Annotated in this window: 8 protein-coding genes, 2 pseudogenes and 1 riboswitch; of the genes and pseudogenes, 9 read left to right on the forward strand and 1 reads right to left on the reverse strand. The window is 40.9% G+C overall.

All coding sequences use genetic code 11. The features are described 5' to 3' along the window. Positions 1-313: 313 nt before the first annotated feature. The 3 genes and pseudogenes from CWS20_RS29150 to CWS20_RS10680 form a co-directional block, all read left to right on the forward strand. Positions 314-2131 (forward strand): annotated as a pseudogene (locus CWS20_RS29150) (M14 family metallopeptidase); the annotation flags it as partial. Positions 2132-2329: 198 nt separating this feature from the next. Next, positions 2330-3004, forward strand: a pseudogene (locus tag CWS20_RS29155) (M20/M25/M40 family metallo-hydrolase); the annotation flags it as partial. A gap of 70 nt (positions 3005-3074) precedes the next feature. Beyond that, positions 3075-3662 carry a CalY family protein gene (locus CWS20_RS10680; RefSeq protein WP_066195622.1) on the forward strand — a complete coding sequence of 196 codons (588 nt, stop codon included), beginning with the start codon at positions 3075-3077 and terminating at the stop codon, positions 3660-3662. Between the two features lie 237 nt (positions 3663-3899). On the opposite strand, the gene CWS20_RS10685 is transcribed toward CWS20_RS10680, so the two are convergent. Next, positions 3900-5486 (reverse strand): glutathione ABC transporter substrate-binding protein, encoded by a 1587-nt coding sequence (locus CWS20_RS10685; protein WP_066195624.1) that lies wholly within the window; start codon positions 5484-5486, stop codon positions 3900-3902. Positions 5487-5861: 375 nt separating this feature from the next. On the opposite strand from CWS20_RS10685, the gene CWS20_RS10690 reads away from it, so the two are divergent. The 6 genes from CWS20_RS10690 to CWS20_RS10715 all read left to right on the forward strand — a co-directional run bounded on the left by CWS20_RS10690 (position 5862) and on the right by CWS20_RS10715 (position 13374). Next, positions 5862-6737 carry an ABC transporter permease gene (locus CWS20_RS10690; protein ID WP_083957488.1) on the forward strand — a complete coding sequence of 292 codons (876 nt, stop codon included), beginning with the start codon at positions 5862-5864 and terminating at the stop codon, positions 6735-6737. 20 nt (positions 6738-6757) lie between these two features. After that, a complete protein-coding gene (locus CWS20_RS10695; RefSeq protein ID WP_066195629.1) occupies positions 6758-7681 on the forward strand; it encodes an ABC transporter permease in 924 nt (307 codons plus the stop codon). A gap of 16 nt (positions 7682-7697) precedes the next feature. Next, a complete protein-coding gene (locus tag CWS20_RS10700) occupies positions 7698-8723 on the forward strand; it encodes an ABC transporter ATP-binding protein (RefSeq protein WP_066195631.1) in 1026 nt (341 codons plus the stop codon). Further along, positions 8716-9705 (forward strand): ABC transporter ATP-binding protein, encoded by a 990-nt coding sequence (locus CWS20_RS10705; protein ID WP_066195633.1) that lies wholly within the window; start codon positions 8716-8718, stop codon positions 9703-9705. The genes CWS20_RS10700 and CWS20_RS10705 overlap by 8 nt, the downstream gene beginning before the upstream one ends. A 476-nt stretch (positions 9706-10181) precedes the next feature. After that, a riboswitch (SAM riboswitch) is annotated at positions 10182-10287 on the forward strand. 107 nt (positions 10288-10394) lie between these two features. Then, positions 10395-11711 carry a Na+/H+ antiporter NhaC family protein gene (locus CWS20_RS10710; RefSeq protein WP_066195639.1) on the forward strand — a complete coding sequence of 439 codons (1317 nt, stop codon included), beginning with the start codon at positions 10395-10397 and terminating at the stop codon, positions 11709-11711. A 238-nt stretch (positions 11712-11949) separates the two neighbouring features. Further along, positions 11950-13374 (forward strand): alanine/glycine:cation symporter family protein, encoded by a 1425-nt coding sequence (locus tag CWS20_RS10715; protein ID WP_066195642.1) that lies wholly within the window; start codon positions 11950-11952, stop codon positions 13372-13374. Positions 13375-13687 lie beyond the last annotated feature (313 nt).

Here is a 13687-nt window from a genome sequence, read left to right on the forward strand (position 1 = left end):
GACGCTAACTGCCTCATGGGAGGTAGATGGGGAGCAAAGAAGTGCCACACTTGCTAGAAAGGTAGATTATGGCGAGTATTTATACCATTATATGGAGCTTCCGGTAGAGGCTGTTCCAGATTCAGTTACTGTAAGAACCAATCAAGGTTCAGAAGCTTCTAGTAAAGTTACTGAATGGCTAGGAGGAGACCGTCCAGAACCAGGGGAGCACTATGTAACAGGCTTCGTCGATCACTATATGAACCCGTTGGAGATTAATGAAAAAATGGATGCTCTAGCAGAAGAGTTTCCGGAGTTAGTAGAAATTATTGATATGCCAAATAAAACTAATGGTTATCGACGCCATGCACAAGCAACATTAGGCACATATACAAATACTGCTGTATCTGTGACTTCAAAGGATTGGGGTCATGAAGGCGGGAATGGGATAAATGTAAGCCTTGCAAATCCTGGAAAGAATGATGCTTCATTAGAGGTTGTAATAGAAGAGAATCAGATTACGGTAAATCTAGCAACAGATGGTTCCGGACAAATTACAAGCACTGCTAAACAAGTGGTAGCTGTATTAAATGAAGAAGCGTCCCATTTAATAAGTGCAACCACATATAGAGGCAATGCTGGCGACGGAATTGCAGAAATTAAGTCAGCGACTCTAACTGACGGCTTAAATGCTCCTGATGAAATTTCGCATGAACCGGCTACTGTCAAGGCTTTTCGCATAGGTAAAGTACGTGATGGCTCTAAGCCGGGAGTTCTTGGCTATTCACAAGAACATGCACGTGAATGGGTGACTCCGCTTGTCACTATGGAGACGGCAGAGCGGCTCTTACGAAATTATGCACATGACGAGGAAACGAGAAAGCTTGTTGACAATCTTGACATTTTCCTCGTACCTAGTGTTAATCCTGATGGAGCCAAATACAGTTTCTTTGATTACAATATGCAGCGGAGAAATATGACTAATCACTGTGGGCCAAACCAGGCTTCTGATTTTGCGGCAAGAAATAGCTGGGGAGTCGATTTAAACCGAAATCATTCAATTGGTTCAGTTTACGACGGTTTTATTGGCGGCTCAACAAGCTGTACAAGCGATACATTCGCTGGTCCTGAGAAAACATCTGAACCGGAAGCGAAAAATATTGTCTGGCTTGCGGATGAATTTGCAAACATAGATTTCGCAATGAATATCCATAGCCATGGCGGGTATTTTATGTGGTCTCCAGGTGCTTATGATACAAACCGTACGCCTCTTCCAAGACCAACAGCTGGTGAAGAAGCATTCTATTGGGAAGCATCAGAACATATTTTAGCAAAAATCCAAGATCATAGAGGAACCGTTATTCTTCCAGCCCGTACTGGTCCTATTCCAGATGTGCTTTATTCTGCAGGAGGGAACTCAGCGGATTATTTATGGTACGAAAAGGGTATCTATGCATGGAATTTTGAAGTTGGAGCACCTTTATGGCAAGGGAATAGATGGGTATCCGTTGGCTTCCAGCCTGCATATGAAGAAGGTCATGAAGAAGCAATGGAGTTCTCAAATGGCTTAATCGGACTGTTTGATGTTGCCCTCAAGCAATCTGAAGATGACGTCAACCCTGAATCAACGGCTGTACCTGGAAGTGGGAAATATAAGGATTCTGTAGAGGTATCTATAGAAACAAGTGAGCCAGCAACCGTTTATTACACTCTAGACGGCGGCAACCCTACTTTCGAGTCAGATAAAATTCAATTAAAAGGAACGAGAGAAGGAGCAGAATCATTAAAAATTGAGCATACATCGATTTTAAAATACTTCTCTGTTGATGCAGCCGGCAATGTTGAGAGCAATTATAATCCTGAGAGCGGAAAAGGCTATAACCAATCTGTCATTACAATTGCTGATAATGACAAGGCAGCAGGAATTAAAGATTTAGAGCTATTAGTGGACCGATTAAAGAATGAAGGCGATATTGAAAATTCAGCTATCCGCCCGTTAAAGCTCCATTTAACAGCTCTTAGCCAATATGAAAAACAAGGAAATGCAGAAAAGCTAATGAAGCATTTAGAAAGCTTTATGCTACTAATCAATCAATATACAAATAAAGGCATTTCTCAAAATGCCGCTAGTACAATGATTGCTTATAGCGAGTATTTAATAGAGCGCTATGATACGAATTTTGATTCAGAAAAGGTCATGAGTCATATTGAACATTTAAGTGTAGACATAGGGCCTCGGGTAACAGGTACTGCTGAAGAAAGACTTGCAGCAGACTTTATCGGAAAAGAGTTTAAAAGACTTGGCTATGAAGTATCAAAACAGGATTTTGATATTCGCAACGGCTTAAAATCTCAAAATGTCATTGCAGTTAAAAAGCCAAAGAATATAGAAAATCCTGAAATTGTGTATGTTACAGGACACTATGACAGCGTTCGCAACGCTCCGGGAGCCAATGATAATGGTTCTGGTACAGGAGCTATGCTGGAATTGGCAAGAATTTTAAAGGATGTGCCTGCAGATAAAGAAATTAGATTTATCGCTTTTGGGGCAGAAGAGCAAGGCTTAACAGGTTCAAGATATTATGTCAGCCAATTGTCTAGTGAAGAAATAGCAAGAAGTGCTGCGAATTTTAACCTTGACATGGTTGGAACAAATTATGAACCTGCATCACAGCTTCATGTGACAACATTGGATGGACAAGCTAACGCAGTTTGGGATTATATTGATGCCGCAGCAAATGAACTAAATATTGATCGCGAAAATTATACTTTACATCAACTGGGAAGATCAGATCATGTACCTTTCCATGAGGCTGGGATAGATGCTGCATTGTTTATTTGGATGGAACCTGGAACACCGCCAGGAGGCGTTCGGATTGAACCTTGGTATCATTCAGCTGGGGATACAATTGATAGGGTGAGTCCTGAGAGAATCCAGATGGTAGGCGACCTCGTTCATGAAGCTGTTTATGAACTAATCACAGAAACAACTAAAGTGAAGCAGTCAAAAGATAAAGCGGCATAATCTATTATTCCCGCTGTGATTATTGCAGCGGGCTTTATTAAAAAATATTTTTAAATTGGGGGAATAATTAATGGGCGCAAAGAAAAGGATTGGTATGGGAATCGCATCAGCAATGCTGGGAGCAGCTTTAATCGGAGGCGGAACGTTTGCCTATTTTAGCGATACGGAGGTAACGAATAATACATTTGCAGCAGGTACATTGGATTTATCCATTAATCCGACTTCTATCATTAATGTAGATAACATTAAGCCTGGTGACTCCTTTATTCGCGATTTTGAATTAGCAAATAACGGATCATTGCCTATCGATAAAGTATTATTAAATACAGATTATACGATTGTAGATGCTGAAGGAGATAATACTGATGACTTTGGAAATCATATTCGAGTTGATTTTTTATATAATGTGAATAAATTTGATGAAGTCATTTTTAGCACGACTTTAGCAGAATTGAAAGCGATGAGCCCCGAAGTTGTTAATGAAAATATCTTCTATCCAATGTTTGGAGAAAAAGGCTTGCCGGTTGGATCAGTGGACGATTTAATTGTTAAATTTGTATTTGTAGATAATGGAGAGGATCAAAACCAATTCCAGGGGGATGCACTTAACTTAACTTGGACGTTTACTGCATTACAGGAAGCAGGACAACAGCGATAAATAGTGGTTGTGCAAGAGGCGATGATGATCAATCATCGCCTTAGTTGTTTGTATAAATGCTTGCTCCAAGCAGAAAATGTGATTAGCAAATTATGAAGATGGAGGGAATGTCCATCTAAATTAAATGAAGAGCAGATATTTATTCAAGCATTGTGTATTTGGAAGCTTGAAAATATATAAAGCTGATGCAAAAAAATAACCCCCTCTTTTCTATCGAAAAGGGGGGTTATTGCATAATTAATTAGCTAGTTTTACATCTTTGAAGAATGGTGTTCCGCCAAAGTTAACGAATAACCCGGAAGCAATACCATTTGTGCCATGTACAAAATCAGGATGATGCAAGTATACCATTGGTGCTTCTTCAACGAGAATCTTTGAAACTTCCGCATATGCTGCGTCACGTTCACCTTGGTCAGTACTTACACGTCCTTTATCTAACAGTTCATCTACTTGTTCGTTTTTATAGAATGAACGGTTTCCAGGGTCACCAAATTGGGACGAGTGGAATAATGCATATAGACCGTAATCAGCATCCCCAGTAACAGTTGTCCAGCCTAGAACAAATAGTTCATGTTCTCCAGCTGCTGTTTTTTCTAGGAAAGTTCCCCATTCGATAATTTCAATTTCAACTTCCACGCCAATTTCAGCCAATTGAGCTTGAACAAACTCAGCGATATCGGCACGTTCTTTGCTTCCTTCGTTCACGTAAATAGTCGTTTTAAAGCCATCTTCAAATCCTGCTTCGGCCAAAAGTTTTTTCGCTTCTTCTACATCGAATGGAAGAGGCTCAAGATCTTGAGAGTTACCTACCACTGTCGGCGCAAGCGGTCCAACTGCCGGAACCCCTTGCCCGTCAAGGATACCAGCAACTACATCATCTTTGTTAATTGCCATTGCGATGGCTTGACGAACACGAACATCATCATATGGTTCTTTTTGAACGTTAAAACCGACATAATCCATGCGCGTTCCTTGGACACGGTCAATTTCAATTTGATCCATTCCTTCAACGTGTGCAACATCAGAAGCACCTACAAGCATAATATGAGCCTCTCCTGTTTCAAGCATTGCTACACGCGTAGCTTGCTCAGGTACAACTTTAATACTGATGGAATCAAGAGATGGTGCTCCGTCCCAATATTCTTCGTTTTTCACAAATTTAATTTCAGCACCGCGGTTCCAGCTTTCAAATTTGAATGGGCCGGTACCAATTGGGTTTTCATCCACTTTTTTGCCGCCGTTGTTTTCTTCCTCAATGGCAGATGGTGCAATGATAGATCCAGCATTATGCGCCAGATGGGCAGGCAATGCTGCAAACGGCTCTGCTGTTTTAATGTGTACAGTATAGTCATCAACAACTACTACTTCAGAAATCATATTAAGGATAACAGCCTTCGGTGAGGCAAACTCGGGATCAAGAATACGGTCGAATGACATTTTTACCGCATCTGCAGTAAAGTCTGTTCCATCATGAAATTTTACGCCTTCGCGTAATTTGAACTCCCAAGTTGTATCATCGATCGCTTCGTATTCTGTTGCTAATAATGGAATGACGCTTCCATCTTCTGCATAATCTGTCAATCTTTCTAGTATTTGAGATGTAGCGGTATTTGATGCTGTATCATTTTGCCCATGCGGGTCAAGTGTAGGTGCATCAGATGGTGTAACAAAGACTAAATCCCCACCTTCAACTGCCTCGCCTGCTTCATTATCTTTTGAATCCGGCTCACTTTCATCTCCGCTCGTTTCATTGCCGCCACAAGCCGCAAGAACTAGTACGAAAGATAGCATGAGCATAAGAAACCAATTCTTTCTTTTCTTCAAAAAAATGTCCCCCTTTTTACAATTATTTAAATCTTACAACTATTATAGTAATTTAAAATATACGAATTTACAATATTATTTTGGATATTTTAAAAAATTATGTTAATATTGCAATAAAAATGTATTACTAGGATGTAAGTAACCTTCATTGTAATAAAATGGTAATTTATTACTATTTGCAAGATAATATTTTTGAAGATTCGTAACATTTACATAAAGAATCTTATGATATTTTTCGAAAGGGGGAACTTTTATAGTATTAAAGTGTGACGAATTGGGGCTGTCTTATTATGAAATATCATAATTATCAAATAATTAATTATTTATGTAGTGAAAGGATGAAGAAGTATGGACCATCAGCCACAAATAGAAACGATGGCAGTCAATCCGGCTAGGCCAGAAAACTCAAGAGCGCTTCGATGGAAGAGTTTTTATAAGAAACTTGCCAAGAATAAAGCTGCATTGGCTGGAGCATTTATTATTCTAGTATTTGCCTTATTGGCGATATTTGCTCCGCTTATTGCTCCCCATAACCCATCAACGTTTGATTTGCCGAACAAGTTGCAACCTCCTTCAAGCGACAATTGGCTTGGGACTGATGATAAAGGGCGGGATATTTTAAGCAGAATTTTATATGGATCAAGAATTTCATTAGTTGTAGGAATATTATCAACCATCCTTGGTGCACTGGTAGGAATTATCCTAGGAATAGTTTCCGGCTATTATGGCAAGTGGGTAGATACATTAATTATGAGAATATGTGACGTATTGCTTGCCTTCCCTGGTATTTTGCTGGCGCTTGCGATTGTCAGTGTATTGGGAGCTAGTACAACAAACGTCATTATTGCGGTTGCGTTTTATGCTATACCGACGTTTGCCAGAATTGTGAGAGGTTCAACACTTACAGTAAAAAAATTGGAATATATCGATGCGATTAAAGCGATGGGAGCTAGAGATACAAGAATTATATTTAGACATATTCTTCCGAATATTATGTCTCCTATCATTGTGCAATCAACTTTGTATATCGCTTCGGCGATTATTACTGCAAGTGCGCTTTCTTTTCTGGGAATGGGAACAAAGCCGCCGACTCCTGAATGGGGAACGATGCTTGCCCAAGGGCGCTCCTATGTTGCTCAAGCTCCTCATTTAACTATTTTTCCTGGACTAGTGATTTTGCTAGTTGTCGTTGGCTTTAATTTATTTGGTGATGGACTGCGAGATGCACTAGATCCAAGGTCGAAGAAATAAGGATGGGAAGGTGAGCGACTATGTTTTTATATATAGTGAGAAGAATTTTTCAAACAATACCAGTAATGATTGGAGTTACCTTAGCTGTGTTCTTAATGATGCACCTTATTCCTGGGGATGCGGCGAAGATTATGGCTGGGGAAAATGCAAATCCTGAGCAAGTTGAACAAATGCGGGAGAATCTTGGTTTAAATGACCCGTTATATGAACAATATTTTAGATTTATCGGCAATGCTGCAACAGGGGATTTAGGAAATTCTATTCGAACAAGCAGGCCGGTAACACAGGAGATTTTTGATTCGCGCTTTTGGATTACTGTACAGCTGGCGATTATTGGAACAGCCCTGGCCGTTTTATTTGGATTAATTGCAGGCATCATATCAGCGACAAGAAAATATTCATTTGCTGATGTCTCGCTTATGGTGATTGCACTCTTTGGGCTATCGATGCCAAACTTCTGGCTCGGTATAATGCTCATTTACCTATTCTCTGTTAATTTAGGCTGGCTTCCAGTTGCAGGTTGGGGGACTTGGGAGCATATGATCCTTCCGGCAATTACTTTAGGTACAGCCGGTGCAGCTATTATTGCTCGTATGACTAGATCCAGCATGCTTGAAGTGTTAGATCAGGATTATATTCGAACAGCTTATGCAAAAGGTGTAGGAGATAAACTAGTAATCTATAAACATGGATTGAGAAATGCACTCATTCCTGTAGTTACAGTAGTAGGCTTACAGTTTGGTTCTTTGCTTGGGGGCGCAGTAGTTACTGAGACTGTCTTTGCGGTAAATGGTCTCGGGCGTCTCATCATAGACTCAATACGAGCGCATGACTTCCCAATGGTACAAGGGACGATTTTAGTTTGTGCAGTCTTATTTGTAGTTGTTAATACAATTGTTGATATTTCTTATCGATTATTAAATAAACGTGTGGATCTAAATTAAGGGTGGTGAAGATAAGTTGAATTTAACAAAAGAAGATAAAATTCTTGAAGTGAAAAATCTATGTACCTCCTTTTTTACTGATGAAGGAGAAGTGAAGGCTGTTGATGGAGTAGATTTATCAATTGAAAAAGGGAAAACATTAGGCATTGTTGGTGAATCAGGATCCGGGAAGAGTATTACTTCTCTGAGTATCCTTCGATTATTGCAAGAGCCTGCTGGCAGAATTAAAGAAGGGGAAGTCATATTTAAGGGCGAGGATTTAGTTAAGAAGACGAAAAAACAAATGAGAGAGATTCGCGGAAATAATATATCAATGATTTTCCAGGAACCGATGACCTCGCTAAATCCAACACTTACATGCGGAGAGCAAATTGCAGAATCTATTCGAATCCACCAAAAGCTGAATAAAAAGAAGGCATGGGCTAAGGCGGTGGATATGTTAAAGCTCGTTGGAATTCCTTCGCCTGAAAAAAGAGCTAAGCAATATCCATTTGAACTTTCAGGGGGAATGAGGCAGCGTGTCATGATTGCCATTTCATTAGCTTGCAACCCTGAATTATTAATTGCAGATGAGCCAACAACAGCATTGGATGTAACAATCCAAGCGCAAATTTTGGAATTAATAAAAAATCTGCAGAAAGAATTGGGCACTTCTTTAATGATTATCACACATGATTTAGGCGTAGTCGCAGAAATGTGCGATAAAGTAGCAGTTATGTATTGCGGCAAAGTAGTTGAATATGCGGATGTAAAAACGATTTTCACTAATCCAAAACATCCTTATACGATTGGACTATTGAATTCGGTACCAAAGCATGATGAGGATGTTGAAGGTGATTTGTCAATTATCCCTGGATCTGTGCCTAATCCTTTTCATCTTCCAGAAGGATGCCGTTTTGCTCCGAGATGTCCGCATGCAAAGGAAATATGCCTTACCAAGCTTCCGCATCTTGAGGAAACATTTGATGGCGATAAAGTTCGTTGCTGGATTCATTCAGAGGAATGGGAAAAACAAGGTAAGGCGGTGAATGCACATGAGTAATCAGGCACTATTAGAGGTGAAAGAGTTAAAGCAATATTTTCCTATTAAAGGAGGAGTTTTTGGCCGAACTGTTAATCATGTCAAAGCAGTTGATGATATAAGTTTTACCGTAAATGAAGGAGAGACAGTTAGTATTGTAGGAGAGTCCGGTTGCGGAAAATCTACCACAGGACGTGCGATATTAAGATTGGATAATCCTTATTCAGGCAATGTGCTTTTTGAAGGTGAAGATTTAATTTCACTGAGCAAAGCACAAATGAGAAAAAAACGGAAAGATTTGCAAATAATTTTTCAGGATCCATACGCTTCGTTAAATCCAAGACAGACGGTCAGCCAAATTCTTGAAGAGGCAATGGAGATACAAAGCGTTGTACCGAGGAAGGATAGGCGCAAAAAAATTCAGGAGCTATTGGAAACAGTCGGTATTGGCGCACATCAAATGGATCGGTATCCCCATGAATTTAGTGGAGGACAACGACAAAGAATCGGAATTGCCAGAGCGTTATCAGTAAATCCGAAGCTGATTGTATGTGATGAAGCGGTATCTGCACTCGATGTGTCCATACAAGCACAAGTATTGAATTTATTAAAGGATTTGCAAAGGCAATTTAAATTAACTTATTTGTTTATTTCCCATGATTTAGGTGTAGTGCGCCATATCTCTGATCGAATTATCGTGATGTATTTAGGGAAAATTGTAGAAATAGCAGATAAAAAAGCATTGTTTGACGACCCGAAGCATCCGTATACTCAAGCGCTATTATCAGCCATTCCAAGCACAAATATTGCAGAGAAAAAAGAACGCATCATTTTAAAAGGGGATGTGCCTTCACCAATTGATCCGCCAGTAGGCTGTCGATTCCATACCCGCTGTCCATATGCATTTGAACGCTGTGCAGTGGAAGAACCAAAATTAATGAATGTTGGGAATGGTGGTTTTCAACAAGTGGCTTGTCATTTAATGGACGAGCAAGCGAAATAAATAATAATCGGTTAGTCGCTGCGGCGCTGACCGGTTTTTTATTTTTATCTAATAGAAAAACATAAAGCTTTTGGCGTGTTAAAAGGGAAATTAGTCCTTAGGAATGATACTAAGCATAAAGCCGCATAAGTTGCCTAAGGAATTTGCTATGCCAAGTTTTTTTAATAATATGGAAAATGCGATTTGCCGAATGATTGGATAGTTTAGAGGGGAATGTCTTTTTTTCAATAAGCGGAAAAAGCCTACTTAGATAGCCTATCATTATATACACAGATATCAAATCAGAAGATCGAATGCCAGTCAGAAAAATGAGGAGCTGATCTATGGGGAGCAGGTTCTCACATCCCGCCTATCCCTGAATGACCTTGTCTATCCTTGGGAAAAACCGCCATGCAAATACTTTACGATATCCCTTGCGTAAATGGTTGTTATACGTTACTCTTATACTTGCTTTCTAAAAAGAGAATATGATGATCTTCTTATCAAGAGAGACGGAGGGACTGGCCCTAAGATGTCTCGGCAGCAGACTTACAGTAAGTGCTGTGCCAAATCCAGCAGGTGGATGAGCCTGAAAGATAAGGAGGGTGTTTTATAGATTAAAAGACCTCTTCTTGTTGACATGTATAACAGGAAGAGGTCTTTTTTACATTTTAGCTTTAGCACATTACATTTACAAAGAGGTGTACATCATGAATGCAAATCAAAAAGGAAATCCATGGGCATTATTGCCGTTTCTCGTTTTTTTAGTGTTATTTATAGGCTCCGGCGTCATTACAGGTGACTTCTATACCTTTCCCGTCATCGTGGCTATATCAATAGCTGGGGCGGCTGCCCTGGCCATGAACCGGAAGGAATCATTCAGCGAAAAAGTAGAAATCTTTTGTAAGGGCGCCGGGGATTCCAATATCATGCTGATGGTTGTCATTTTCCTTCTTGCAGGCGGATTTGCAGAAGTGGCCAATGGAATGGGGGCAGTAGAGTCAACCGTTAATTTCGCATTATCGGTTGTTCCCCAAAACCTGCTGTTGGTAGGCATTTTCCTCATTGCCTGCTTCATTTCCCTTTCAATGGGTACTAGCGTGGGAACTATCGTGGCGCTGGCACCAATCGGGGTTGGAATCAGTGAGCAAACGGATATCTCGCTTGCTCTTTCCATGGCAACTGTCATTGGAGGAGCGATGTTCGGGGACAACCTGTCCTTCATCTCGGATACAACCATTGCCTCTGTTCGAACACAAGGAACGAAAATGAAAGATAAATTCAAGGTGAATTTTTTCATTGTCCTGCCGGCAGCGGTCATCACATGTATCATCCTTGGCATATTAACGATGGGGGAACAGGCGGATATTTCGGAACAGTCTTATAGCTGGGTGAAAATTCTCCCATACATGTTTGTGCTGATCACAGCGCTTGCGGGACTCAACGTATTCCTTGTCCTTGCGCTTGGAATTTTGTTTGCCGGAATCATTGGACTTGCGGACGGCAGTTACAAATTGATGGGAGTTATTCAAAAGGTTGGGGAAGGCATGGCGGGTATGTACGAAATTTCTTTTCTTGCCATCCTGATTGCCGGAATGGTGGCCGTCATCAAGCATAACGGCGGCATTGATTTTCTACTTCACACCATGACCCGTAATATAAAGTCTAAACAAGGGGCAGAATTCAGCATTGCCGGTTTGGTCAGCTTAACGAACCTCTCCACGGCCAATAATACCATTTCCATTGTGATTGCCGGTCCGCTTGCCAAGAATATAGCGGATAAGTTTGGTATTGACCCTCGGAAGTCAGCCAGTGTACTCGACCTCTTTGCCTGCTGCATACAGGGTCTCATCCCATATGGAGCGCAATTGCTGGTAGCAGCGGGAGTTGCGAAAATTTCACCTGTTAGCATCCTGCCATATTCGTACTATCCTTTCTTAATCGCGATATGCGGAGTCGTCGCCATTCTAATTGGATTCCCGCGTTTCAAAAAGAAGGCAGCAATGGAATATACAGTAGAAAAATAAAGAAAGGACCCGGGTCGCAAATGATCCGGGTCCTTTTATGTGCATGCCGTCTAATGACTTTATCGTGCAGGGTAAATTCCGGTGCAGAAGATTTCCTGTTTCGGAAACTCCTTTTTTAATGTATACTCCATGATAGTGTACGTTCTAAGTAGAAAGGGTAATAAAGAAGAGAGCAGTGATGACTGTGGATATTATTCCGTATATTAATACAAGAGGTTAACAGAGGTGGTTGTTTGTTATGGAGATGTTAGAAACGGTTATTAGTACGTTGAATAATGCATTATGGTCATACATATTGATTATTTTGCTGATTGGCATGGGTCTTTATTTTACCTTCCGGACCAAGTTCGTTCAATTCAGGATGGTAAAGGAAATGTTCAAGCTTTTGGGGGAAGGTGCCACTGCAGATAAAAAAGGGGTATCATCTTTCCAGGCTTTTTGTATCAGTACGGCTTCACGGGTCGGAACAGGTAATCTGGCGGGTGTCGCCATCGCCATTACGACGGGGGGGCCGGGTGCTGTTTTTTGGATGTGGCTTATTGCTCTTATTGGTTCTGCATCCGCTTTCGTGGAAACCACTCTTGCCCAGATTTATAAGGTGAAGGATGGTGATGCCTTCCGCGGAGGTCCGGCCTATTATATGGAAAAGGCGTTGAATGCTCGCTGGATGGGAATCACATTCGCGGTGCTAATTTCATTGACCTTCGGACTGGCGTTCAATTCTGTGCAGGCCAATACCATCACAAGTGCCTTACATGAATCATTTGGCATTTCAAAATGGGTGATGGCGCTCATTTTGGCTGTCGTGACGGCCGTCATCATATTCGGCGGGATAAAAACGATTGCGAAAGTATCTGAAGTCATTGTCCCGATCATGGCAGGAGCCTATGTATTGGTTGCCTTGGTTGTTATCATCATGAATATTAAGGAGCTACCTAGTATCTTTGCCTTAATATTTGAAAGTGCCTTTGGCATTAGCGAAGTGGCAGGCGGTGCCCTTGGCGCTGCCATGATGAACGGAATCAAGCGCGGACTTTTTTCCAACGAAGCAGGGATGGGGAGCGCACCGAATGCAGGTGCGACGGCGGATGTCAGCCATCCGGTGAAACAGGGCCTCATTCAGTCCCTTGGTGTCTTTGTCGATACACTTGTCATTTGCAGCTCGACGGCCTTCATCATCTTATTCTCCGGACTGTATACTTCCAAGGAGTCGGATGGAATTGTCCTCACTCAAAATGCACTTGGGACAAGCCTGGGTTCATGGGCAGGAATCTTCCTGGCGATCATTGTCCTTTTATTCGCGTTCAGCTCTATTTTAGGAAACTACTATTATGGTGAATCTAATATTGGCTTTATCAATGAAAATAAGATTTGGCTCCATATTTACAGGGGTGCTGTAGTGGGAATGGTCGTATTCGGTTCCCTTGCTTCCCTGCAGTTTGTTTGGAATCTGGCCGACCTGCTTATGGGACTGATGGCCATCATTAACCTTATTGCCATTGCCCTTCTTGGGAAGATTGCCTTTGCTGCATTGGCGGATTATCAAAAACAAAAGAAAAGCGGAAAGGATCCTGTCTTCCATGTGAACAATATTAAAGGATTGAAGAATGTGGAATGCTGGGGAGACCAAGCCGATCAAGCTGTCAAAAATGAAGATAGATGAACCGCTTAAATAAATGAGACTGCCCCACATCGGGATCTGAAATGCAAGAGACTGGGACATAACTAAATGAACCATTCTTAAAACCGAATCAGTACTAATTTAATTAAGCGATGTTATTAAATAAACCGACTATTACGAAACTCTAAATCAGAATTTCGCATGATAGCTCGGTTTTTTCAATGCCTGAAATACTTCTGTCCAAGCCTCTTTTTAGTACCTAATTTTTTAAAAGGAATGGGGAAGTATAAAATTTTTTGGCGATTTAAAAGGGAAATTCGTTCTTAGTAAAGCTATCTATGATAAAGCCGCATAT

Origin of the sequence: Cytobacillus horneckiae (assembly GCF_002835735.1) — a bacterium.
Lineage (GTDB): Bacteria > Bacillota > Bacilli > Bacillales > Cytobacillaceae > Cytobacillus > Cytobacillus horneckiae.

Bases quoted from the DNA above. Each gene is read 5' to 3' on its own strand.
- CWS20_RS10705 (WP_066195633.1), top strand. From the start codon at position 8,716: ATGAGTAATCAGGCACTATTAGAGGTGAAAGAGTTAAAGCAATATTTT.
- CWS20_RS10710 (WP_066195639.1), top strand. From the start codon at position 10,395: ATGAATGCAAATCAAAAAGGAAATCCATGGGCATTATTGCCGTTTCTC.
- CWS20_RS10715 (WP_066195642.1), top strand. From the start codon at position 11,950: ATGGAGATGTTAGAAACGGTTATTAGTACGTTGAATAATGCATTATGG.
- CWS20_RS10690 (WP_083957488.1), top strand. From the start codon at position 5,862: ATGGCAGTCAATCCGGCTAGGCCAGAAAACTCAAGAGCGCTTCGATGG.
- CWS20_RS10680 (WP_066195622.1), top strand. From the start codon at position 3,075: ATGGGCGCAAAGAAAAGGATTGGTATGGGAATCGCATCAGCAATGCTG.
- CWS20_RS10695 (WP_066195629.1), top strand. From the start codon at position 6,758: ATGTTTTTATATATAGTGAGAAGAATTTTTCAAACAATACCAGTAATG.